The organism is Pseudomonas sp. G(2018) (assembly GCF_005502415.1).
Lineage (GTDB): Bacteria > Pseudomonadota > Gammaproteobacteria > Pseudomonadales > Pseudomonadaceae > Aquipseudomonas.
In genome coordinates, this window is the sequence record NZ_SCOO01000022.1 from 14,470 (window position 1) to 34,733 (window position 20,264).

At 61.4% G+C, this 20,264-nt stretch carries 22 protein-coding genes; 14 read left to right on the plus strand and 8 right to left on the minus strand.

The features are described from left to right. Window positions 1-5: 5 nt before the first annotated feature. A complete protein-coding gene (locus FFS64_RS19810; RefSeq protein ID WP_137806811.1) occupies window positions 6-941 on the minus strand; it encodes a class I SAM-dependent methyltransferase in 936 nt (311 codons plus the stop codon). A gap of 211 nt (window positions 942-1,152) precedes the next feature. Between FFS64_RS19810 and FFS64_RS19815 the strand changes: the two genes are divergently transcribed. From FFS64_RS19815 to FFS64_RS19835, 5 genes are all read left to right on the plus strand, one after another. Continuing rightward, on the plus strand, window positions 1,153-1,770 hold the full coding sequence (locus FFS64_RS19815; RefSeq protein WP_137806812.1) for a cytochrome b/b6 domain-containing protein: 618 nt from the start codon (window positions 1,153-1,155) through the stop codon (window positions 1,768-1,770). Next, complete coding sequence (locus FFS64_RS19820) at window positions 1,767-2,552, plus strand: molybdopterin-dependent oxidoreductase (RefSeq protein ID WP_137806813.1); 786 nt, start codon at window positions 1,767-1,769, stop codon at window positions 2,550-2,552. Before FFS64_RS19815 ends, FFS64_RS19820 begins: the two co-directional genes overlap by 4 nt. Window positions 2,553-2,604: 52 nt before the next feature. Next, complete coding sequence (locus FFS64_RS19825) at window positions 2,605-2,871, plus strand: pentapeptide MXKDX repeat protein (RefSeq protein WP_137806814.1); 267 nt, start codon at window positions 2,605-2,607, stop codon at window positions 2,869-2,871. 201 nt (window positions 2,872-3,072) lie between these two features. Further along, window positions 3,073-3,477 (plus strand): response regulator, encoded by a 405-nt coding sequence (locus FFS64_RS19830; RefSeq protein WP_137806815.1) that lies wholly within the window; start codon window positions 3,073-3,075, stop codon window positions 3,475-3,477. Between the two features lie 57 nt (window positions 3,478-3,534). Beyond that, a complete protein-coding gene (locus tag FFS64_RS19835) occupies window positions 3,535-4,203 on the plus strand; it encodes an HAD family hydrolase (protein ID WP_256660495.1) in 669 nt (222 codons plus the stop codon). A 92-nt stretch (window positions 4,204-4,295) separates the two neighbouring features. Here FFS64_RS19835 and FFS64_RS19840 read toward each other — a convergent pair whose 3' ends face one another. Further along, the gene (locus FFS64_RS19840; RefSeq protein ID WP_137806817.1) at window positions 4,296-5,243 is read right to left on the minus strand and encodes a GlxA family transcriptional regulator; all 948 of its coding nucleotides are present in this window, start codon (window positions 5,241-5,243) and stop codon (window positions 4,296-4,298) included. 124 nt (window positions 5,244-5,367) lie between these two features. On the opposite strand from FFS64_RS19840, the gene FFS64_RS19845 reads away from it, so the two are divergent. Both FFS64_RS19845 and FFS64_RS19850 read left to right on the plus strand, forming a co-directional pair. Next, on the plus strand, window positions 5,368-6,159 hold the full coding sequence (locus FFS64_RS19845) for an SDR family oxidoreductase (RefSeq protein WP_137806818.1): 792 nt from the start codon (window positions 5,368-5,370) through the stop codon (window positions 6,157-6,159). Window positions 6,160-6,313: 154 nt separating this feature from the next. Continuing rightward, complete coding sequence (locus FFS64_RS19850) at window positions 6,314-7,222, plus strand: pyridoxal-phosphate dependent enzyme (protein WP_137806819.1); 909 nt, start codon at window positions 6,314-6,316, stop codon at window positions 7,220-7,222. A gap of 84 nt (window positions 7,223-7,306) precedes the next feature. Here FFS64_RS19850 and FFS64_RS19855 read toward each other — a convergent pair whose 3' ends face one another. Together FFS64_RS19855 and FFS64_RS19860 are read right to left on the minus strand one after the other, a co-directional pair. Further along, entirely contained in the window at window positions 7,307-7,615 is a 309-nt protein-coding gene (locus tag FFS64_RS19855) for a DUF2388 domain-containing protein (protein ID WP_137806820.1), read from the minus strand. Between the two features lie 124 nt (window positions 7,616-7,739). Continuing rightward, on the minus strand, window positions 7,740-8,759 hold the full coding sequence (locus FFS64_RS19860) for a GlxA family transcriptional regulator (RefSeq protein WP_137806821.1): 1,020 nt from the start codon (window positions 8,757-8,759) through the stop codon (window positions 7,740-7,742). A gap of 190 nt (window positions 8,760-8,949) precedes the next feature. On the opposite strand from FFS64_RS19860, the gene FFS64_RS19865 reads away from it, so the two are divergent. The 3 genes from FFS64_RS19865 to FFS64_RS19875 all read left to right on the plus strand — a co-directional run bounded on the left by FFS64_RS19865 (window position 8,950) and on the right by FFS64_RS19875 (window position 12,346). After that, entirely contained in the window at window positions 8,950-10,152 is a 1,203-nt protein-coding gene (locus FFS64_RS19865) for an NAD(P)/FAD-dependent oxidoreductase (protein WP_137806822.1), read from the plus strand. Between the two features lie 241 nt (window positions 10,153-10,393). Next, complete coding sequence (locus FFS64_RS19870; protein ID WP_137806823.1) at window positions 10,394-11,332, plus strand: cyclase family protein; 939 nt, start codon at window positions 10,394-10,396, stop codon at window positions 11,330-11,332. Window positions 11,333-11,401: 69 nt separating this feature from the next. Continuing rightward, window positions 11,402-12,346 (plus strand): LysR family transcriptional regulator, encoded by a 945-nt coding sequence (locus FFS64_RS19875; protein ID WP_137806824.1) that lies wholly within the window; start codon window positions 11,402-11,404, stop codon window positions 12,344-12,346. Here FFS64_RS19875 and FFS64_RS19880 read toward each other — a convergent pair. The 3 genes from FFS64_RS19880 to FFS64_RS19890 all read right to left on the minus strand — a co-directional run bounded on the left by FFS64_RS19880 (window position 12,339) and on the right by FFS64_RS19890 (window position 14,974). Beyond that, entirely contained in the window at window positions 12,339-13,316 is a 978-nt protein-coding gene (locus tag FFS64_RS19880) for a cyclase family protein (RefSeq protein ID WP_137806825.1), read from the minus strand. The two genes, FFS64_RS19875 and FFS64_RS19880, sit on opposite strands and share 8 nt — an antisense overlap. 148 nt (window positions 13,317-13,464) lie before the next feature. Then, the gene (locus FFS64_RS19885; protein ID WP_095192554.1) at window positions 13,465-13,779 is read right to left on the minus strand and encodes an NIPSNAP family protein; all 315 of its coding nucleotides are present in this window, start codon (window positions 13,777-13,779) and stop codon (window positions 13,465-13,467) included. A gap of 28 nt (window positions 13,780-13,807) precedes the next feature. Then, complete coding sequence (locus tag FFS64_RS19890) at window positions 13,808-14,974, minus strand: iron-containing alcohol dehydrogenase (protein WP_137806826.1); 1,167 nt, start codon at window positions 14,972-14,974, stop codon at window positions 13,808-13,810. A gap of 160 nt (window positions 14,975-15,134) precedes the next feature. On the opposite strand from FFS64_RS19890, the gene FFS64_RS19895 reads away from it, so the two are divergent. The 4 genes from FFS64_RS19895 (at window position 15,135) to FFS64_RS19910 (ending at window position 19,284) form a co-directional block, all read left to right on the plus strand. After that, complete coding sequence (locus FFS64_RS19895; protein WP_137806827.1) at window positions 15,135-15,923, plus strand: SDR family oxidoreductase; 789 nt, start codon at window positions 15,135-15,137, stop codon at window positions 15,921-15,923. Between the two features lie 198 nt (window positions 15,924-16,121). After that, window positions 16,122-17,435 carry an MFS transporter gene (locus FFS64_RS19900; RefSeq protein ID WP_137806828.1) on the plus strand — a complete coding sequence of 438 codons (1,314 nt, stop codon included), beginning with the start codon at window positions 16,122-16,124 and terminating at the stop codon, window positions 17,433-17,435. A gap of 33 nt (window positions 17,436-17,468) precedes the next feature. Next, complete coding sequence (locus FFS64_RS19905; protein ID WP_137806829.1) at window positions 17,469-18,572, plus strand: NAD(P)/FAD-dependent oxidoreductase; 1,104 nt, start codon at window positions 17,469-17,471, stop codon at window positions 18,570-18,572. Window positions 18,573-18,690: 118 nt separating this feature from the next. Continuing rightward, entirely contained in the window at window positions 18,691-19,284 is a 594-nt protein-coding gene (locus tag FFS64_RS19910; protein WP_137806830.1) for a DinB family protein, read from the plus strand. Here the strand turns inward: FFS64_RS19910 and FFS64_RS19915 are convergent. After that, entirely contained in the window at window positions 19,205-20,125 is a 921-nt protein-coding gene (locus FFS64_RS19915; RefSeq protein WP_137806831.1) for a LysR substrate-binding domain-containing protein, read from the minus strand. The genes FFS64_RS19910 and FFS64_RS19915 overlap by 80 nt on opposite strands. Between the last annotated feature and the right edge of the window lie 139 nt (window positions 20,126-20,264).

Here is a 20,264-nt window from a genome sequence, read left to right on the forward strand (position 1 = left end):
CGGTCTTACTGCCGAAACACCAGAGCCTTCAACCCGCACTCGATATCCGCATCCGGAAACTCCGGCGGATTGTCCAGCCGTTGCTCGAAGCGCAGGCTCGGCGCTTCACGGGTCACACCTTCGATGAGGAAATCCGCACCGAATGCCGGGTCGTTCATGCACGCCAGTACCGTGCCTTGCGGGCTGAGCAGTTCCGGGAGGCGGCGCAGCACGCGCTGGTAATCCTTGGTCAGCAGGAAACTGCCTTTCTGAAACGAGGGCGGGTCGATGATCACCAGATCGTACGGGCCCTTGCCGATCACCTTGCCCCAGGACTTGAACAGGTCGTGACCGAGAAATGTGACCTTGCCCAGGTCATGTCCGTTGAGCCGGTGGTTGTCGCGGCCACGGCTCAGGGCCGGGCTGGACATGTCCAGATTGACCACGTGGGTCGCGCCACCTTCGATGGCCGCCACCGAAAAGCCGCAGGTGTAGGCGAACAGGTTCAGCACCCGTTTGCCCTCGGCATTGGCCCGCACCCAGTCGCGGCCGTAGCGCATGTCGAGAAACAGACCGGTGTTCTGCTTGCGGCCCAGGTCCACCCGGTATTTCAGCCCGCCCTCGGTAATGGTCAATTCGTCGATTTCTTCCCCGAGCAGCCATTCGGTGGTGCTTTGCAGCAGGTAGCGATGTTGCAGCAACAGGGTATGCGCGCCCGATTGTGCCCACTGCGCTGACTGGGTGATCGCCATCAGCAACTGCTTCAAATCGTCCAGTTGCGAAGGCTCCGGCTCCTTGAACAGCGCCACCAATATCACGCCCTGCAACCAGTCGACCGTCACTTGCTCCAGCCCTGGCCAGCAGCGACCACGGCCATGGAACAGGCGGCGGGTTTCGGAAGGGGCGGCTGCCAGGGCGGTCAGCAAATGCGCGTGGAGCGTGGCGAGGGCGTCAGGGGTCATCGGTCTGGGTCGGCAATTTCAGGGGGCGGCATTTAACCATACTCGCGCCATTGGTGGACTACACCCTGTGGGAGCGAGCCGGCTCCCACAGGGTCTTCCACAGTTTTTTCTCGGGCTGCGAGTTATCACGATTAATTTAACTTTACGTGAGGATTTGGCGATCTCCGGCTGTCCATACTTGCCCCTAACGAACAACAACCGGGAGCCGGACATGTCGCAGTCAACTGCTTCACCCAAGGCCAGCCACCCTCGCTGGCTGAGGCTCACCCATTGGCTCAACGCCCTGGCGGTGCTGGTGATGGTCACCAGCGGTTGGCGCATCTACAACGCCTCGCCGCTTTACGATTTCAGCTTCCCGAAATCGATCACCCTCGGCGGCTGGCTCGGCGGTGCCTTGCAATGGCATTTCGCGGCGATGTGGTTGCTGGCGATCAACGGCCTCGTCTATCTGCTCATCAACCTGCTCAGTGGGCGTCTGAAACGACGGTTTTTTCCGGTCTCGCCCAAAGGCGTGCTGCATGACCTGTGGTCCGCATTGCGGGGAAAGCTCGGTCACGCCGACCTGAGCCATTACAACCAGGTGCAACGAGTGGCGTACCTGTTCGTGATGGTCGACATCACATTGCTGGTGATCTCGGGCCTGGTGTTGTGGAAGTCGGTGCAGTTCCCGTTGTTGCGTGAACTGATGGGCGGTTATGAAGCCGCGCGGCATGTGCACTTCATCGCGATGGCGCTGTTGGTGGCGTTCGTGGCGGTGCATCTGGTGATGGTCGCGCTGGTTCCCAAAACACTGCTGGCCATGATCGTCGGTCGTAAGGAACACGTATGAAAAAGCCCATTCGAGACTCAGGACTGGACGAGTCGTCCATCCTGACCGACGCCCGGAAAATCCTTGCGCCGCAGATCGAGGACCGCTCCCGTCGCTCGTTCCTGCTGCGTGGCTTGACCCTGGGTGGCGTAGCCATGTTGTCCGGTTGCAACCTGACCGACAGCGACAGCGTCGAGACCGCGTTGTCATCCATGTCGCGCTTCAACGATCGGGTGCAGGGCTGGCTGTTCAACCCCAAGGCCATGGCGCCGACCTATCCGGCGTCGATGATCACCCGGCCGTTTCCCTTCAATGCGTTCTACGGCATCGAGGACGCGCCGACGGTGGAGGAGGAGGGGTATCGCCTGGAAGTCACAGGCCTGGTCGCGGACAAGCGCAGCTGGCGCCTCGACGAGTTGCGGGCCATGGCACAGACCGAACAGATCACCCGGCACATTTGCGTCGAAGGCTGGAGCGCGATCGGACGCTGGGGCGGCGTGCGCTTCAGTGACTTCCTTAAGCGGATCGGCGCCGACACCGATGCCAAATACGTCGGCTTCAAGTGCGCCGACGATTACTACACCAGCATCGACATGGCCACCGCGCTGCATGCGCAAACCCTGCTGGCACTGACCTGGGACGGCGCGGTGCTGCCTCGCGAATATGGCTTCCCGATGAAGCTGCGCATGCCCACCAAGCTCGGCTACAAGAACCCCAAACACATCCAGGCGATTTTCGTCAGCAACACCTACAGCGGTGGCTACTGGGAAGACCAGGGCTACAACTGGTTCGGTGGCAGCTGACGGGGCCTGGTTCTTTCAAACACCCGCAAACTGAGCTTCAAGGAGTTTCATCATGAAAAAGATAGCCACCGCCGTTCTGTCGATGTGCCTGGCAATGGGCGCCGCCAGTGTCTTTGCTGCCGATGCCATGAGTAACGACAGCATGAGCAAAGACGCCATGACCAAGGACACCATGCACAAAGACTCGATGAAAAAAGATGCCATGGCCAAGGACGCGATGAAGAAAGACAGCATGTCCAAGGATTCCATGGGTAAGGACGGCATGAAAAAAGACGCCATGTCCAAGGATGCGATGAAAAAGGACGCGATGTCTCAGTAACCCCAAACCACCACAATTCCTGCGGGAGCGAGCTTGCTCCCGCAGTTTTTTGCTGTGCAACGGCATGACCTTGAGTCATGCCCCCTGATTTCGTCGTTTCCCTGTATCAAAAATGAATTTCCGTCGACGCCGCTGCTCATACCTGTAGGTAGCGGATTAGAGCCCGCGAAATCGTTGAGGCATACAGGGAGCGGCAAGGTCATGAGTCGAGTACCGACTGCAGGTGGAGACCTTCATGGCGGGTTGATTCTGGTGGTTGAGGACGACCCGCTGATTCTGGAATTTCTCTGTGAAATTCTTCAGGAAGAAGGCTATGTGGTGGAACCGCAGACCAGTGCGGACGCCGCATCGGTGTACTTGCAGCGTCATGCGGAGGGCGTCGGATTGTTGCTGACGGACATCACCATGCCCGGCACCCTCAACGGCGCAGACCTGGCCAACCTGTTCGGCGATCGCTGGCCGGACAAACCGATCATGATCATGTCCGGCTACGAAACCCCGCAAAGCTCCGGTGTGCGGCACGACGTCTCGTTCATCAAGAAACCCTGGGCCCTGGGGCAGTTGCTCGATTGCGTGGATGGTGCGTTCAACTCACGCCGTACATGAATGATCGTGTACATTCCTCAAGACATCTGCCATCTCCTTGAGACAGGAAGGACCCTTTTGTCTACTCCAGACTCCGTCTACAACCTCCCGTACCGTGCCTTCCTGTTCGACATGGACGGCACCATCCTTACCTCGATTGCCGCCGCCGAGCGCGTCTGGACACACTGGGCCGTGCGCCACGGTGTCGATGTCGAGACCTTCCTGCCCACCATCCACGGTGCCCGCGCCATCGATACCATCCAGCGCCTGGCCTTGCCCGGTGTCGATGCCGAGGCTGAAGCCGCGTGGATCACCGCAGCGGAAATCGAGGATGTCGAAGGGGTTGCAGAGGTGAACGGGGCGGCGCGGTTTCTCCGGTCACTGCCGGCCCATCAATGGGCCATCGTCACCTCGGCACCCAGGACGCTGGCATTACGCCGCATGGCCGCCGCGGGAATTCCCGAGCCGGACGTGATGATCACCGCCGAGGACGTCAGCGTCGGCAAGCCTGATCCGGCCGGTTATCGGCTGGCTGCCCGGCGGCTGGATGTCGAGATAACGGATTGCCTGGTGTTCGAAGACGCGACGGTGGGCATACTCGCGGCACAAGCGGCCGGGGCGGATTTGGTGATTGTCACGGCGACCCATGATCAGCCGATGGAGACGGGGCATGCGACATTGGCGAGTTATGACCTGGTTGGCGTGAAGGTGGACGCTGACGGTTTTGTTCGTTTGCAAAACTCCTAAGCGACATCAATCCCACAGGGAATTGTGTTGTTTCAGTAAATCCTGGGAATCAAGCGCCAACTCCGTACGCAATACGCCTCATAACCGCTCGCTCACAGAGCAAGCTCCGAGCGGGCATTGCGTCGAATCACCTGCGGCGGTTGCCCGAACGCCCGCAGGAAGGCTTCGCGCATGCGGCGGCGGTCGGTAAAGCCGGTTTCCAGGGCGATCTGGTCGAGGGTCAGGCGCCCGCGTTCCAGCATCTGTCGCGCCGCTTCCAGGCGCAGGTTTTCGATGGCCTTGGCCGGCGATTGCCCGGTTTCAGCGCGGAAGGCACGGCTGAACTGACGCGGGCTGAGGCGCGCCACGTCCGCCAGTTGCTCCACCGACAGTGTCTGGGCCAGATGTTCCCGGGCATAGCCGAGTACGGTCTGGATGCGGTCGGATTTCGGCGCCAGTTCCAGCAGCGCCGAGTGTTGCGACTGGCCACCGGCACGGCGGTGGTACATCACCAGTTTCTGCGCCACCGAGCGGGCCAGTTCGGCGCCGTGGTCTTTTTCCACCATGGCCAGCGCCAGGTCGATACCGGCGGTCATCCCGGCGGACGTCCAGATCGAACCGTCGATCACGTAGATGCGGTCGGCTTCCACCTTGATCGACGGAAAACGTTCCTGCAGTTGCCGCGCATAGGCCCAGTGCGTGGTGGCGCGCCGACCGTCGAGCAGACCGGCCTGGGCCATGACAAAGGCGCCTGAGCAGATCGACGCCGTGCGTCGCGCGGTTTTGATACTGGCGCGCAAGTAATCGATGACCGCTTCGGGCGCCTGTTCGAGGATGGCATCGCCGCCGACTACGATCACCGTATCGATCAGCCGCTCATCGAATGCCTCGGTGCCGACCGTCAATCCGCCAGAGGCGCGCAGGGTGCGACCATCCTCGGACAGTACGCGCACGTCATACAGGGCTTCGCCAGCGCTGAAGTTGGCGTATTCGAACACCGGCATGGCCGCCAGCGCCATGGACTGGAAACCCTCGAAAACCACAAACGCCACGCTGATCATTGCGATGCCCTCAAACGGCAATGTCCGAAAAGCGTACTTTAAACGTCATTTGCGACGCGCACGAGCTTATTTATAACAACTCACACCCGGCGAATATCTCGCCTCACCCTGAAGGACATTGAACATGGCTCTCTCAACCAAAGGAACCGCACTGATCACTGGCGCCTCGTCAGGCATCGGCGCGGTGTATGCCGACCGACTCGCCCGCCAGGGCTACGACCTGATTCTGGTGGCGCGCAGCCAGGCGAAACTCAATGCCCTGGCCAACCGCTTGAGCGACGAAACCGGTCGCAATGTGGAAGTGGTTGCCGCCGACTTGAAAGACAAGGCTGATTTGCTGCGGGTCGAACAGATCCTGCGCGGCGATGCCAGCATCACCCTGCTGGTCAACAACGCCGGAGTCGGCGCGGTCATGCCGCTGCTGGGCAGCCCTGTCGATGACATGGAAGACATGATCACCCTCAACATTACAGCGCTGACGCGCCTGGCCTACGCCGTGGCACCGGGTTTCGTCGCCCGTGGCAACGGTACTGTGATCAACATTGCCTCGATTGTCGCCATCGCCCCGGAAATCCTCAACGGCGTGTACGGCGGGACCAAGGCGTTCGTTCTGGCCTTGAGCCAGTCGATGCACCACGAACTGGCCGATAAAGGCGTGCGCATCCAGGCCGTGCTGCCGGGCGCCACCGCCACCGATTTCTGGAGCGAGGCCGGGAATCCGGTGGAAAACCTGCCGCAGGAAATCGTGATGTCCGCCACAGAGATGGTTGATGCCGCGTTGGTGGGGTTGGCCAGTGGTGAGGTGGTGACCATTCCGGGTTTGCATGATGGTAGGCAGTGGGATCAATACGAGGCACAGCGCCAGGTGCTGTCCGGTTTGTTCGGCAACTCCACGGCGGCGCCGCGTTACCGTTAGATCGATGGTGTTCTTGCGGATGCCTTCGCGGCGATGCGGCGACACCTCAATAGGCAGGGGTGCCGGGACTGGGTGAACTAAGCTTGAACAAGGACCGTTCACCGCTGCCCCTCGGAAAACCCGACGGGCCTGTGGCGTGCAACAGGAGCCGAAAATGCTTCACATCAGAACGCCCTTGATCCTGCATCCAGACCTGTCGACGCCGTCCCGCCGAATCTGGCTCAAACTGGAAAACCTGCAACCCAGTGGCTCCTTCAAGCTGCGCGGCATAGGCCTTTTGTGCAGCCAGGCGGCAGCGCAGGGCAAGCGCAAGGTGATCTGTCCTTCTGGCGGTAACGCCGGGTTTGCCACCGCCGTGGCCGCTGCCCGCCTGGGCATGAAAGCCTGCATTGTGGTGCCGCACACGACCCCTGAATCCACCCGCGCCAGGATCAAGAAAACCGGCGCCGACGTGCTTGTTCATGGCAAGGTCTGGGACGAGGCCAATCTGCGGGCCAAGGAGCTGGCAAAAGGCGCGGACACTGAATTCGTGCCGGCCTTCGATCACCCGGTACTGTGGGAAGGACACAGCACGATGATCGATGAAATTCTCGAGGATTGTCCGCAGGTCGATGCGCTGGTGACCTCGGTGGGGGGTGGTGGATTGCTGGCGGGAATACTCACCGGCCTGATCCGGCACAAGCGCATGGATTGCCGGATCATCGCTTGTGAAACCGAGGGGGCAGCGTCATTCGCCGCCGCTGTCAGTGCCGGACACCCGGTCAAATTTCCCCGGATCGATACGGTCGCCAGGTCGCTCGGTGCAACGTTGGTGGCCGCATGGCCCGTGCAGCACATCGTCGATTTTGCCCACGAATGCGTGGTACTCAGCGATGAAGAGGCGATTATGGGGGTGGTGCGTTACGCCAGTGATTTGCGCCAGCTGGTCGAGCCCGCCTGCGGAGTCTCGCTGGCCATCGCCTACCTGGACCACCCGGCGATCGCCGAAGCTCACGACGTGGTGATTGTGGTGTGTGGCGGCGTCAGCATCAGTGCGCAGCTGGTGGCCGGCTGGGCTCGTTGATCTGGAAAATCTTGAATTTCAAGCAAGGCAGGGCCAGGCACGCTACCCAGGTGTCACAAGCCCCACCGCTGGGATTGACGTGTTTTATTGACCATCCTGGACGAGGATGGCGCGGGCCAGGTCTTCGTCGCTTGCGTTATTGAGGTCTGGATGATTCTGCCGGAGCTGATTGAGTACCGATTCCAGATACACGCCGCGAATCGTACCGCCACTGGCCACAAAGCTGGAGGCGTCATCCCGGGCGGGAATCATCAGTTTGTCATCCTTGAAGGTCGAGTACAGCGAAGCGGATACGCCGGCCGAGGTGGCGACGTCGCCCGCATCCACATCGGCCATCGCGGAACCGACGGGTAAACACAACAGCAGGGAAGAAACGATAATCAGACGGCGCATGATGGTGTCCTCTGAAAGTGTGCTGCAAAAAGGAAGTGCCTCATATTTTAGGATGCGCGGCGGCCCTCGAGAGTTCCGTCCGGATTCGTCGTGCCTTGTGGGAGCGGGTTGATCTTCAGCCAATTCACCGCGAAAACCGGTTGCGATATTCCCGTGGCGAAACCCCCAGATTGCGCTGGAACGTCAGGCGCATGCGCTCTTCATCACCAAAGCCGCACTGCCGGGAGATTTGATCGATGTTGCGCTCCGAATCTTCCAGCAAACGCCGGGCGGCTTCGACCCGCAGTACTTCCACGGCCTTGGCCGGGGTGCGGCCGGTCTTGAGCTTGTAGACCCGGGCGAAGTTGCGCGGGCTCATTTGAACCTGTTGGGCCAGGGCCTCGACCGTGAGGTTTTCCCCGGCCAGGTTTTGTGTGATCCACAGGTGCAGGTCGTCGAAGGTGGCACCTTCGCTGGTTTGCGATTGCAGCAGTTGACTGTACTGGGCCTGGCCGCCGGGGCGCTTGAGGAACACCACCATTTCCCGCGCCACTTGCAACGCCACTTCACGCCCGCAATCTTCTTCGACCAGCGCCAGCGCCAAGTCGATACCGGCGCTGACGCCGGCGGATGTCCAGACCGGCCCCTGCTTGACGAAGATCGCATCGTTGTCGACTTCGATCGACGGGTAGCGCTCCTTGAGCATCTCGCACATCGCCCAGTGGGTGGCGGCGCGGCGCCCCTCGAGCAATCCGGCCTCGGCCAGCAGGAACGTGCCGCTGCACACCGACGCGGTGCGCTTGGCTTTACCCGATGCCCCGGCCAGCCATGCGACAAGGTCCAGCGATTTATTCATGGCGTGGAGAATATTCGGTGCGCCGGGAGCGATCAGCGTGTCGATGGAATCTTCGGCGAAGTCGCTCAGCGGCACAGTGTTCACCGCCAGGCCTTCCGCGGTTGCCATCAAGCCGCCGGCAAGGCTGGCCGTGTGCAGCGTGTAGCCCGGCAAGCCGCGACTGTTCATGTACCGGGAAGCCGCCCAGAACACAGTCTGCGCCCCGGTCAGGTCCAGCAGGCCCATATCCGGGTAGGCGAGGAAGACGATCAGGCGCGGCTGTCCAACGGGAATGGCGGGTGATTCGAAGGGGCTGGGGATTGCGTTCATAAGCTTCTGTTTAAGCGAGTTGGAATAATGATAATTCGCAAACGGTATAAACGTGATGGCTGTTGATCGGCTGTCAGGATTTCAGGGTTTTATGTCAGTTGGCCCGACGAAGTCTAGCCCTGTCAGCAGTGCCTGGTTGTAGGATATTTGTTCGCTGTCTGCCTCGATAACTTGAACGAAGGTAGAGATCATGGCCAAGAACATAGTGATAGTGGGCGCCGGTTTTGCCGGCGTCTGGAGCGCCCTCGGCGCGGCGCGCGTACTCGACATCTATGGCAAGGACGCCGATGTCGACGTGACCCTGGTTTCCCCGCGACCGGAACTGGTCATTCGCCCGCGCCTGTATGAACCCTCACCCCATGAAATGACTGCGCCCTTGTCCCCTGTGCTGGAAGCGGTGGGCGTCAAGTTCGTCGGTGCCGAAGTTGAACGCATCGACACATCCGCCCGTCAGGTACGTGCCCGGAGCGCTGACGGTCGCGACATCAAACTGGACTATGACCGCCTGTTGCTGACCAGCGGCAGCATACTCAATCGCCCGCCGGTGCCAGGGTTGGCCGAATACGCTTTCGCCACGGATCAACTGGCCGATGCAGTGGAACTGGAGGAGCACCTGGTCGGGTTGCGCCAGCTGCCGGATTCGCCGGAGCGCAATACGGTCGTGGTGGTGGGTGGTGGTTTCACCGGGTTGGAAGTGGCCACCGAACTGCCGGAAAAACTGCGCAAGATCCTCGGGCCAAATGTCCCGTTCAGGGTCGTCGTGGTCGAACGCGCCGATGACATCGGACCGGATCTGGGGGCGAATCCACGACCGTTGATCATCGAAGCGCTGGAGCAGATGGGCATCGAGTTTCAGGTCGGTTCCGGGGTGGTTGCCATTGATGCCGATGGCGTGCAGACCGCCAACGGTCAGCGCATCGATGCACTGACCGTGATCTGGACCGGTGGGCTGGTGGCCAGTGGCCTGACCTCGCAAGTGTCATCGCAGCTCGACCGCCTGGGACGCGCCGAAGTGACCGACGACTTGCGCGTGATCGGCACCGATCACGTGTTTGCCGCCGGCGACGTGGCCAGGGCGTTGACCGATGATCAAGGTCATTACGCGCTGATGTCCTGTCAGCACGCGATCATCATGGGGCGCTTTGGCGGGTACAACGTGGCCGCCGATCTGCTGGGCGTGCCGACCCTGCCGTACCGTCAACCCTTCTACGCCACCTGCCTCGACCTGGGCGAGTGGGGTGCGGTGTACACCGAGGGCTGGGACCGTCAGGTGGTGTTGACCCATGACGAAGGCAAGGAACGCAAGCGCATGATCAATACCCAGTGGATCTATCCGCCAGCGGCGAACCGCGCCGACGCGCTGGCGGCCGGTGACCCTCTGGCATCCTTCTAGACAGACCCACTGTAGAAGCGAGCTTGCTCGCAATGGTCTCAAGGTCCGGCGCGTTCATTCAGTAGAAACGCGTCATCGTTAACGACCAGCGCGAGCAATCGAGCGTCGACCGGCTGCTCCTACAGGGAGGGTGGTTTTGCACTCGTGAGTATTGAGAACAATTGTATTGTTCATAGCTGTCTGTTTCCGCACAAAAGGGCTGGGTACCTTGGGTTCACTGAAACCAGACAAGGACCCCCACATGCTCAATCGCTTGGTACTGCCTTTTGCCCTGTTGTTCTCCGTTAATGCCGCCCACGCCGCCGAGGGCGAAAAATGGTACCCGTCGAAATACGGTGCCCAGGATGAAATCGGTGCGTTGAACCTGCTCAATGCCGATTCGGTGCTCAACGCCGCCAAACTGATCAAGACCGGCAAGACCTACCCGCTGGCGGTGCCCATCGACAAGAATCTGCCGGCCTTCCGTCATCGCAGTTTTCACCTGACCAACGTCCAGCCCGGCGAAGCGGGCGGCACCACCATGGGACCGAACAAATTCACCTTCAACGATGAACTGGTGGTGGGCTGGACCGGTGTCGGCACCCAGCTCAACGGTATCGGCCACATCGGTATCGACAACGTCTACTACAACGGTAATCGCGCGGCGGACTTCGTCACCGTGGAAGGGGTGCAAAAACTCGGCATCGAAAAAGTCCCGCCAATTGTCACCCGTGGTGTGGTGCTGGACATGACTGCGGTGTACGGCAGCGCCATCGTGCCGGAGAAAACCGAGTTCACGGTCGCCGACATCCAGAAGGCGCTGGACCTGCAAGGCATCACCATCGAGAAAGGTGACGTGGTGCTGTTCAACACCGGTTGGCTGGAACTGCTGGGCAAGGACAACGAGAAGTTCCTCGCGGTGGAGCCGGGCATCGGCATGGCGGCGGCCAAATGGTTGGCGGACAAGCAGATCGTCGCGTTCGGTGGCGATACCTGGGCCTCGGAAATCTACCCCGGCACCGACGACCAGGAGTTCCCGGTCAACCAGTTCATGCTGGCCAGGAACGGCATCTACAATCTTGAACTGATCGACAGCCGCGCTCTGGTGCGGGACAAGGCTTGGACTTTCATGTTCGTGCTCGGGCAGCCGCTGTACAAGGGCTCGACCCAGGTCAACATCAACCCGGTGGCGATTCGCTGATACCCAACGCCAAGTTTATAACCCACCCGCGCCGGCCTTTGCCGCCGCGGGTTTTGACGGATACGCACTTTGAACCAGACCACCCGGTTTCCCTCGCTGGGCAGCATCGCCGCACGCCTGCGCCTCAAACAACTGCGCTTGCTGATTGCGCTGGATGAACGCGGCTCGCTGCACAAGGCGGCCGAGCAGATTTCCATCTCTCAGTCCGGCGCTACCAAGGCGCTGCATGAAGTCGAGTCGCTGCTCGGCATGCCGCTGTTCGAGCGTCAGCCACAGGGCCTGGTGGCCAACGAGATGGGGCGTTGCATGATCCGTTATGCGCGGCTGATCTACAGCGACGTCGAACACTTGCGCGAGGACATGCTGAGCATCCTGCGCGGGCAGGGTGGGCGGCTGTCGGTGGGGGTGATCATGGGCGCGGTGCCGTTGCTCACCCGGGCCTTGACCGAACTGCGCCTCAAGCAACCGCAACTGGCCATCGAAGTGGTGGAAAACACCAGCGCCAACCTGCTTGGGTTGCTGGATCAGGGACGGCTGGACCTGGCCATTTGTCGCACCAGTGTCGGCCAGCGTTCGGACGCCTATGCCTGCATCGAGTTGAGCGAAGAACCTTTGGCGGTGGTGGCCAGCAAGGACCATCCACTGGCCGGTGCCACCTCGTTGCAGTTGGCGCAATTGAGCGATTATCGCTGGGTGGTCTACCCCAAAGACATGCCGATGCGCCAGGCCCTGGAGCGCGAACTGGAGGAGGCAGGGCTGGATATTCCGCGTTATCCGCTGGAGACCTCGTCGATTTTCACCACCATTCTGCTGGTGCAGCAGGACCCAACTTTGCTGGCGGTGATCCCGGCGGAAGTCGCCGGCTTCTGTGCGCAGTTCGATTTGCTGGTGACACTGCCCTTGTCGATGCGCGCGCTGGTCGAGCCCTACGGCGCGATCAGCCGGGCCAGCACCGACTTGCCTCCGGCAGCGACCCTGCTGATCGACGAACTGCAACGGTTGATGGTTACTTGATGACGATCGGGTTCACCGGTGCGCCCGTGCCACCGACGATCTTCAGCGGCGCGGCGGTGTAAAGGAACTGCCACTGACCGTCTTCGGCGCAGTCGTTGGCCAGGTCATCGAGCATCGCCACTTCGGTGAAGGTCACGCCGAGGTTGCGCATCAAGGCGTTGTGCAGCGGGATCAACACGCCCGAAGCGGGGTCGACCGCCACTTCGTTGGCCATGGTGTCGGTGACCAGGTTGGGGATCTCCATCTGGTGAAACCACTCCACCAGTTCGCGGCTGAAGGTCAGGCCAGGCTCGGCGAAATCCTTGTAGAACTCATCCGGCTCGCGCTCATAGAACGAGCCGATCCAGCCGGTGCGGATGATCAGTATGTCGCGCTTGTGGATCTCGATGCCTTGGGCTTTGGCGGCGGCCAGCAGGTCGTGGTGATTGAAGGTCTCGCCCTTGTCCAGCACCGTTTTGCCGCGATGGCGGGCCATGTCGATCAACACCGCACGGCCGACGATGCCGCGCTCGGCAATCGGCAGGATGCTGGCCTTGTCCATGCTGCCGATGGTGCTCATGGCGTCGTAGCCGTTCCACAGTTTGTTGTCGTGCCAGACATGGCCCAGCGCGTCGTATTGGGTCGAGCCTTGCAGGTGCATGAAGATCACGTCGTCGGCATATTCCACATGACCGTCAAAGTGCGACTTGCCGGCCAGGAAGTGGCCCTTGTCCAGCACGTTGACCCGCATCGACGGTCGTCGACCGGGCCACAAGGGTTCGCCCTTGGGGTGGCCGATCTGCACTTGCAGGGTGAAGGTCTTGCCCTGGCGCACTGCGGCGATACCCCGCAGGATTTCCGCGCTTTGCAGGTAGTTCAGGGCGCCGACTTCATCCTCAGGTCCCCATTTGCCCCAGTTGGTGGGCAGGCCTTCGAGCAAGGCCTTGATGTCGGGAGAGCGGTCGGCGGTGTTGTTATTGTGGTCGCACATGGGATCTGTCCTTGGTTTGAGCGTCTGACTCGGTCCCTGTGGGAGCGAGCCTGCTCGCGAAGAGGGCGTGTCAGTCACCATTGATGAACCTGGCACACCGCTTTCGCGAGCAGGCTCGCTCCCACAGGGATTTGTGCTGATTGCGGAATTATTTGATCGGCGAAAACGCCGCCGGCATCAGCAACTTCGATTCCATTTTTTCCAGCATCGGGAACGCGATCGGCACGAAGCCTTCGAGCCAATCCGGGTCTTGGTACAGGGCGGCGCGTTTCTTGATGCGCTCGTCCAGGCTCTCGTAGGCCCAGATGTGGATCACCTGGTTCAACTCGCCGATTTCGGTGTACCACCAGCCCACCAGCGTGGTGTAGCGAGAGATCACCGGCAGGCCGTTTTCTTCGAAGTGCTTGAGGTAGGTCTGCATTTTTCCGATCTGGATCGTGTAGGTGCGCATTTCGTAGAACATGGGAGGCTTCTCTTCAGGAGGGTTCTCTTCAGGAATGAGTGCCGTGGAAGGCGTTGCCGATGATTCGCTCGACGTCGGCGGCGGTGGTCAGGCGAGGGTTGACCAGCACGTTGCCGCTGCGCATCGAGTCGCTGACCATTTGCGGCATGTAGTCCAGGTCCACGCCCAGGTCCTTGATGTTGTCAGGGATGCCGATGGCTTTGTTCAGCGCCATCACGTGTTCCACCACTTTGCGCCCAGCATTGGCAGCGCTCAGGCCGTCCACGTTCTCGCCCATTGCCACGGCAATCTCGCGGAACAGTTCAGGGCAGGCCGGCAGGTTGTATTCGATGACGTAGGGCAGCAGCGTCGCGTTGGCGATGCCATGGGGGATGTTGAACACGCCGCCGAAGGTGTGGGAGATCGCATGTACGTTGCCCAGTTTCGATTGTGCGAAGGCGACACCGGCGAGGAACGAGGCGAGCAGCATCTGCTCCCGGGCGTGCAGGTCGGAGCCTGTGAAAAACGCTTTCGGCAGGTAGGTGCAGATCATCTTGATCGCTTGCAGGGCCAGGGCTTGGCTGATCGGGTTGGCCTGCTTGGAAACGTAGGACTCGATGGCGTGGGTCAGGGCGTCCATGCCGGTGGCGGCGGTGATGGATGGCGGCAGCTTGAGGGTGAGTTCGGCGTCGAGAATCGCCAGTTTCGGAAACAGTGCCGGGCTGATGATCACGGTCTTGAACAGGGTCTTGGTGTTGGTGAACACCGTGGACGCGGTGCATTCGCTGCCGGTGCCCGAGGTGGTCGGGATGGCGAAGATCGGCAGCGGCGGGTTCAGCAGTTTGTCATAGCCCTCGTAGTCGAGGATGTTGCCGGGGTTGGTGGCCATGGCCGCGACACCCTTGGCGGTGTCGATGCTGCTGCCGCCACCGACACCGATCACCGAATCGCAATCGTGGTTTTTCAGGAACGCCACGGCGCGTTCCAGCACGTCGGTCGTAGGGTTGGGTTCGACGCCGTCAAACACTTCGTAGGCAATCTCGCTGTCAGCCAGCGAAGCAAAAAAAGGTGCCATCACGCCCGACGCCATCAGCCCTTGGTCGGTGACCACCAGCAGTTTTTTTCGAACATGCGGTTTGAGCAGCGTACCGGCCTGGCGCACCAGGCCGTTGCCGCTTTTCAAGGTCGTGGGAAAGTAAAACTGGAAGGGGTTCATCGGTTACTCCGGTTCTTGGTCTTGTTCGTCCCGGAACAGTAATTAGCGTCGCGCGCGGCCGATAATGAAAAGGCCTGATCAAGCGATCACCCTTTGTCATCCCCCGGACAGCGGGTAGGCAGTGGTAACGTGAGCGCTTCCAACAGTCAGGAGCGTGGTCATGGATTTGGGTATTTCGGGGCGGTGGGCGATTGTCTGCGCCGCCAGCAAGGGCTTGGGCCTGGCTTGTGCGCGGGCCTTGGCGAAGGAGGGTGTGAACCTGGTGATCAATGCCCGTGGCGACGAAACGCTGCAGGCGGCCGCCGTGGAGTTGCGCCAATTGGCGCCGACCATCGAGGTGCGCACCGTGGCCGGGGACATCAGTGAACCTGCGGTGCGCGCCCAGGTGCTGGCGGCGTGTCCGCAGGTGGACATCCTGGTCAACAACGCCGGCGGTCCGCCACCCGGGGACTTCCGCGACTGGCAGCGCGAAGACTGGCTCAAGGCGCTGGACGCCAACATGCTCACGCCCATCGAGCTGATCAAGGCCTGCGTCGATGGCATGTCCGAGCGCGGTTTCGGGCGCATCGTCAACATCACTTCCGGCGCGGTGAAGGCGCCGATCGATGTACTCGGCCTGTCCAACGGCGCCCGCAGCGGCCTCACCGGCTTCATTGCCGGGCTGGCGCGTCAGGCGCGGTTGGCGGGGAACAACGTCACTGTCAACAACCTGTTGCCGGGGCCGTTCGAGACCGAGCGCCTGCACAAGACCCTCGACGCCGCCGCCCAAGCCAATGGCACCAGCGTTGAAAGCATCGCCGAGCAGCGGCGCAAGCACGTCCCGGCCCAGCGCTTTGGCCAGCCTGATGAGTTTGGTGCGTATTGCGCGTTCATCTGCGGTGCGCAGTCCGGCTTCCTCACCGGGCAGAACCTGTTGCTCGATGGTGGCAGCTATCCGGGGACCTTCTGACCAGTCTGCCGGTTGGGTGTTGATTCATCTGGCCTCTTCGACTTGCCCGCGAAGAGGCCCTTGAATCCAACACAAATCTTTCAGGCATTTCCAGGGGATGACAATCAGTGATCCCCCAATCAGATCCCATCATTATTCAGCCCCCGGAGGCCTGATTAGAGTGGGGCCGCTTGTTTCCACAACAATAAGAGCCCCCACATGAACAATCCGAGTGCCGAAAGCCTGGTATTGCCAGCCGCGACCGCAACGATGCGTCCCACCAATGTCCGCTGGCGAATCTTCCTCATCATGTTGCTGCTGACCGCGATCAACTACATCGACCGCGCCTCGCTGTCGGTGGCGTTGCCATTGATCTCCAGCGAATTCCAGATCCCCCCGGCCCTTGAAGGCCTGATGCTCAGCGCGTTTTTCTGGTCCTACGCCTTGATGCAGATCCCAGGCGGCATGCTGCTGGATCGCTTCCACACCCGCCGGGTAATCGTCGTCGCGACCGTGGCCTGGGGGGCGTTCCAGGCCCTGGCCGCCGGCGCGCACAACTGGATCACCCTGATGATTACCCGCATGGGCCTGGGCGTTGCCGAGTCGCCGATCATGCCCGCCGGCGCCAAGCTCAACGGCGCCTGGCTGACCCCCAACGAACGCGGACGCGGCGCGGTGCTGGTGGACGGCGGTGCGCCACTGGGCAGTGCCTTCGGCGCGATCATCATTGCCGGGCTGATCGGCTGGTTCGACTCGTGGCGCATCGCCTTCGTGATTGCCGGCGTCGGCACCATGCTCGCCGGGGTGCTGGCGTGGAAATACATCCGCAACCATCCCAGCGAGCATCCAGGGGTGAACGCTGCAGAACTGGCGCACATCACTGCGGGCAACGCCACGGCCAGCCAGCCCGGCGCGGTGACCAGCATCCCCTTCAAGGAACTGCTCAAGGACCGTTCGGTGCTGGCGATGTTCGCCGGTTATTGCTGCATCCTCAGCGTGTTCTACGGCCTGCTGACCTGGATGCCCAGCTACTTGCACCAGACCCACGGCCTGAACATTTCGGGCATGGGCGGCGCGACCTTCCTGATCTTCATGTGCGGCTTCGTCGGCGAACTGGTCGGCGGTTACCTGGGGGATAAATGGAAATCCAGCGGCGCCTCGCCGAACCTGGTGATGCGCAGCATGTTCAGCGGTTCGGCACTGGTGGCGGCGCTGTGCATGCTCGGGACGGCTTACGCTTCCGAGGCGAGCCAGGCCATCGGCCTGCTGTGCGTGGCGATGTTTTTCATTCGCTGGTGCGGCATGTACTGGTGCATTCCATCGATCCTCGGCGGCACTTCGAAAACCGGTGTGCTGGCCGGCACCATGAACTTCTGCGGCAACATGGCCGGGGTGATCGTGCCGATCCTGATCGGTTTGATCGTGCAGTTCACGGGTTCGTATTTCCTGGTGCTGATCTTCTTCGTGGTCATGGCCATGCTGCTGGCGATATTCTCCAGCCTGATTGATTACCGGGAGCGGGGACTGGTTTGATGGGGAAATTGCTTTGATTGGGGTAAGTCGCAGATGAGCGTCGATATCGACAGCGTGGTGGTCGGCGCCGGGGTGGTCGGGCTGGCGGTGGCCAGGGTTCTGGCCATGAGCGGGCGCGAGGTGATTCTGGTCGAGTCCGGTGAAGGTATCGGCACGGGCATCAGTTCGCGCAATTCCGAAGTGATCCACGCCGGCATCTACTACCCCGAAGGCAGCCTCAAGGCGCGGTTGTGCGTGGAGGGCAAGCAACGCCTCTACAACTTTTGCGAGGAGCGCAGCGTCAGCTATCAGCGCCTCGGCAAGTTGATCGTCGCCACCGATGAAACGCAGCACGCTGCCCTGCAACGATTGCTGGAACAGGGGCGGCGCAATGGCGTCGATGACCTGCAATGGCTGGACGCCGGACAGGCGCGAGCGCTTGAACCGGCGTTGTCTTGTGTCGCCGCGCTGTGGTCGCCGTCCACCGGGATCGTCGATTCCCATGGGCTGATGCTGGCGTTGCAGGGCGATGCCGAGGCCCACGGTGCGTCGCTGGTCTTCCATACGCCGTTGCTGTCGGCCCGTTGTACTGAGCAAGGTTTCGAGTTGCAAATGGGTGGCGCCGAGCCCATGACCTTGAGCTGTCGCGAATTGATCAATTGCGCGGGGCTGTCCGCGCCCGAGGTGGCGAGCCGCATCACGGGTCTGTCAGCGCAGCACATTCCGCCGGCGCGATTGTGCAAGGGCAGCTATTTCAGTTTCAGCGGCCGGGCACCGTTCCGTCATCTGGTGTACCCGGCGCCGGAAAGCGCCGGGTTGGGTGTGCACATGACGCTCGACCTGGGCGGCCAGGCGCGTTTCGGGCCGGACGTGGAATGGGTCGACACTGTCGATTACCGCGTGGATCCAGCCCGGGCCGACGGCTTCTACCAAGCGATCCGCCGTTACTGGCCGGGCCTGCCGGATCACAGCCTGCAACCGGCCTATAGCGGCATCCGCCCGAAAATCAGCGAGCCAAACGAACCCGCCGCCGACTTTCGAATCAGCGGCCCGAGCGAACATGGGCTGCCGGGGTTGGTCAATCTGTTCGGCATCGAATCCCCGGGCCTGACCAGTTGCCTGGCGCTGGCCGAGCGCGTAATCAAGCAGCTTGCATAACCCCCCACAGGTATAGGTACAGTTTTTTTGGGGGGATGACCGATAATCAGCACCCGCGCAGTGGCGCGTGGATAGCGCTATCCTTGGAAGATGCGCTTATCGCCATCGGAGATATCTGATGATCAACGTACGCACTGCCCGCCTGCTCGCCGATTACAAACAATGGGCCAACCAGCGCCTCTTCGACAATATGGCGCAATTGCCACCGGGCGAAGTCAAAAAGGAACGCGCCGGGATCTTCAAGAACATGATCGGCACACTCAACCACATCTATGTGGTGGACTGTCTCTGGCAAGCCCACCTCGAAGGCCGAGGGCACGGTTTCACCACTTCTCACGATGTTGTGTACCCCGAATTATCGGCCCTGCGCCAGGCACAACAGGACGTTGACCATTGGTACTGCGACTGGAGCGCACGGCAAACCGATGCCTCGCTGGACAGACCCGTACGGTTTACCTTCATTTCCGGCGAGAGCGGCACCATGAGCGCCGGCGCGATGCTGATGCACGTGGTCAATCACGCCAGCTATCACCGGGGCTGGATCATCCAGATGTACTTCGAAATCCCGGCCATGCCGCCCATGACGGACTTGCCGATCTACATGCGCGAAACCGACCCGAATTTCAATTCGCTCAATGCCCCGGCAGTGGAGCCGACATGTGCTCCGCAATTCGCGAGCGCAACCAACGTTCTGCCGGATCGTTATCGTTGACGCCGTTCCAGACCATGGACAGTTCGGACAGGTTGATCTCGAACGGCGCGTCATCGGCGCGTAACTGACTGCTGCCTCTGACCAGCGCGCAGGCCGCGTAATCCGGTACGGTGGCGAGCATATCGGTGCCGGCGAGCAAGTCGCGCAGGCCGGCAAATTGCGGCACCGCCAGCACCACCCGACGCGACCGGCCGATGCGGGCCAGATCGGTGTCGATGGCCCCGGTCAAATCCCCGGAAAACGACACCAGCGCGTGGGGGCGTTCGCAATATTCGTCCAGGGTCAGGGTGCCGGGCCGGTTATCGCCGCGCAGGATCTTCACGCTCAAGTCCCGCAGCTTCTTGCGCTTGGCGTTGGCCGGCAATTCAGTGGTGTAGCTGATCCCCACGGAAATTTCCCCGGAAGCCAGCATCGGTGACATCAGCAGGAAATTCACGCGACGCACCACGATCACCACGTTCTGCGCCTCTTCGCGCAGTTGCTTGAGCAAGGGCGGGAACAGGCCGAATTCGGCATCGTCGGACAAACCGATGCGAAACACATCGCGGCTGGTGGACGGGTCGAAATCCTTGGCCCGGCTGACCGCGCCGGAAATGGTGTCCATCGCTGGCTGCAATTCCTTGAGAATCATCAGCGCCCGCTGCGTTGGTTCCAGCACCCGGCCGTTGCGCACCAGCAGCGGGTCATCGAACAAATCCCGCAACCGCGCCAGCGCCGCACTCACGGCCGGCTGGCCGAGGAACAACTTCTCCCCGGCCCGGGTCAGGTTCTTCTCGAACATCAGGGTTTCGAAAATCACCAACAGGTTCATGTCCACGCGGCGCAGGTCGTTGCGGTTCATGGCGGCAGGCTCGCTGGGGTTTGGAATCCATTCAGTAAAGCACCAAACCGCTGTCTTTTGCGGATGCACCCGATTCTCTGTAGGAGCGAGCTCGTTCGCGAAAAACCCGAGAGCACCACTGGGTATCTGGCGTCGAGCG

Coding starts and splice junctions, on each gene's coding strand:
- FFS64_RS19905 (WP_137806829.1), top strand. CDS start 17,469: ATGAGCGTCGATATCGACAGCGTGGTGGTCGGCGCCGGGGTGGTCGGG.
- FFS64_RS19860 (WP_137806821.1), bottom strand. CDS start 8,759: ATGAACGCAATCCCCAGCCCCTTCGAATCACCCGCCATTCCCGTTGGA.
- FFS64_RS19830 (WP_137806815.1), top strand. CDS start 3,073: ATGAGTCGAGTACCGACTGCAGGTGGAGACCTTCATGGCGGGTTGATT.
- FFS64_RS19845 (WP_137806818.1), top strand. CDS start 5,368: ATGGCTCTCTCAACCAAAGGAACCGCACTGATCACTGGCGCCTCGTCA.
- FFS64_RS19840 (WP_137806817.1), bottom strand. CDS start 5,243: ATGATCAGCGTGGCGTTTGTGGTTTTCGAGGGTTTCCAGTCCATGGCG.
- FFS64_RS19885 (WP_095192554.1), bottom strand. CDS start 13,779: ATGTTCTACGAAATGCGCACCTACACGATCCAGATCGGAAAAATGCAG.
- FFS64_RS19890 (WP_137806826.1), bottom strand. CDS start 14,974: ATGAACCCCTTCCAGTTTTACTTTCCCACGACCTTGAAAAGCGGCAAC.
- FFS64_RS19880 (WP_137806825.1), bottom strand. CDS start 13,316: ATGTGCGACCACAATAACAACACCGCCGACCGCTCTCCCGACATCAAG.
- FFS64_RS19895 (WP_137806827.1), top strand. CDS start 15,135: ATGGATTTGGGTATTTCGGGGCGGTGGGCGATTGTCTGCGCCGCCAGC.
- FFS64_RS19825 (WP_137806814.1), top strand. CDS start 2,605: ATGAAAAAGATAGCCACCGCCGTTCTGTCGATGTGCCTGGCAATGGGC.
- FFS64_RS19900 (WP_137806828.1), top strand. CDS start 16,122: ATGAACAATCCGAGTGCCGAAAGCCTGGTATTGCCAGCCGCGACCGCA.
- FFS64_RS19850 (WP_137806819.1), top strand. CDS start 6,314: ATGCTTCACATCAGAACGCCCTTGATCCTGCATCCAGACCTGTCGACG.
- FFS64_RS19915 (WP_137806831.1), bottom strand. CDS start 20,125: ATGAACCGCAACGACCTGCGCCGCGTGGACATGAACCTGTTGGTGATT.
- FFS64_RS19810 (WP_137806811.1), bottom strand. CDS start 941: ATGACCCCTGACGCCCTCGCCACGCTCCACGCGCATTTGCTGACCGCC.
- FFS64_RS19815 (WP_137806812.1), top strand. CDS start 1,153: ATGTCGCAGTCAACTGCTTCACCCAAGGCCAGCCACCCTCGCTGGCTG.
- FFS64_RS19865 (WP_137806822.1), top strand. CDS start 8,950: ATGGCCAAGAACATAGTGATAGTGGGCGCCGGTTTTGCCGGCGTCTGG.
- FFS64_RS19870 (WP_137806823.1), top strand. CDS start 10,394: ATGCTCAATCGCTTGGTACTGCCTTTTGCCCTGTTGTTCTCCGTTAAT.
- FFS64_RS19855 (WP_137806820.1), bottom strand. CDS start 7,615: ATGCGCCGTCTGATTATCGTTTCTTCCCTGCTGTTGTGTTTACCCGTC.
- FFS64_RS19910 (WP_137806830.1), top strand. CDS start 18,691: ATGATCAACGTACGCACTGCCCGCCTGCTCGCCGATTACAAACAATGG.
- FFS64_RS19820 (WP_137806813.1), top strand. CDS start 1,767: ATGAAAAAGCCCATTCGAGACTCAGGACTGGACGAGTCGTCCATCCTG.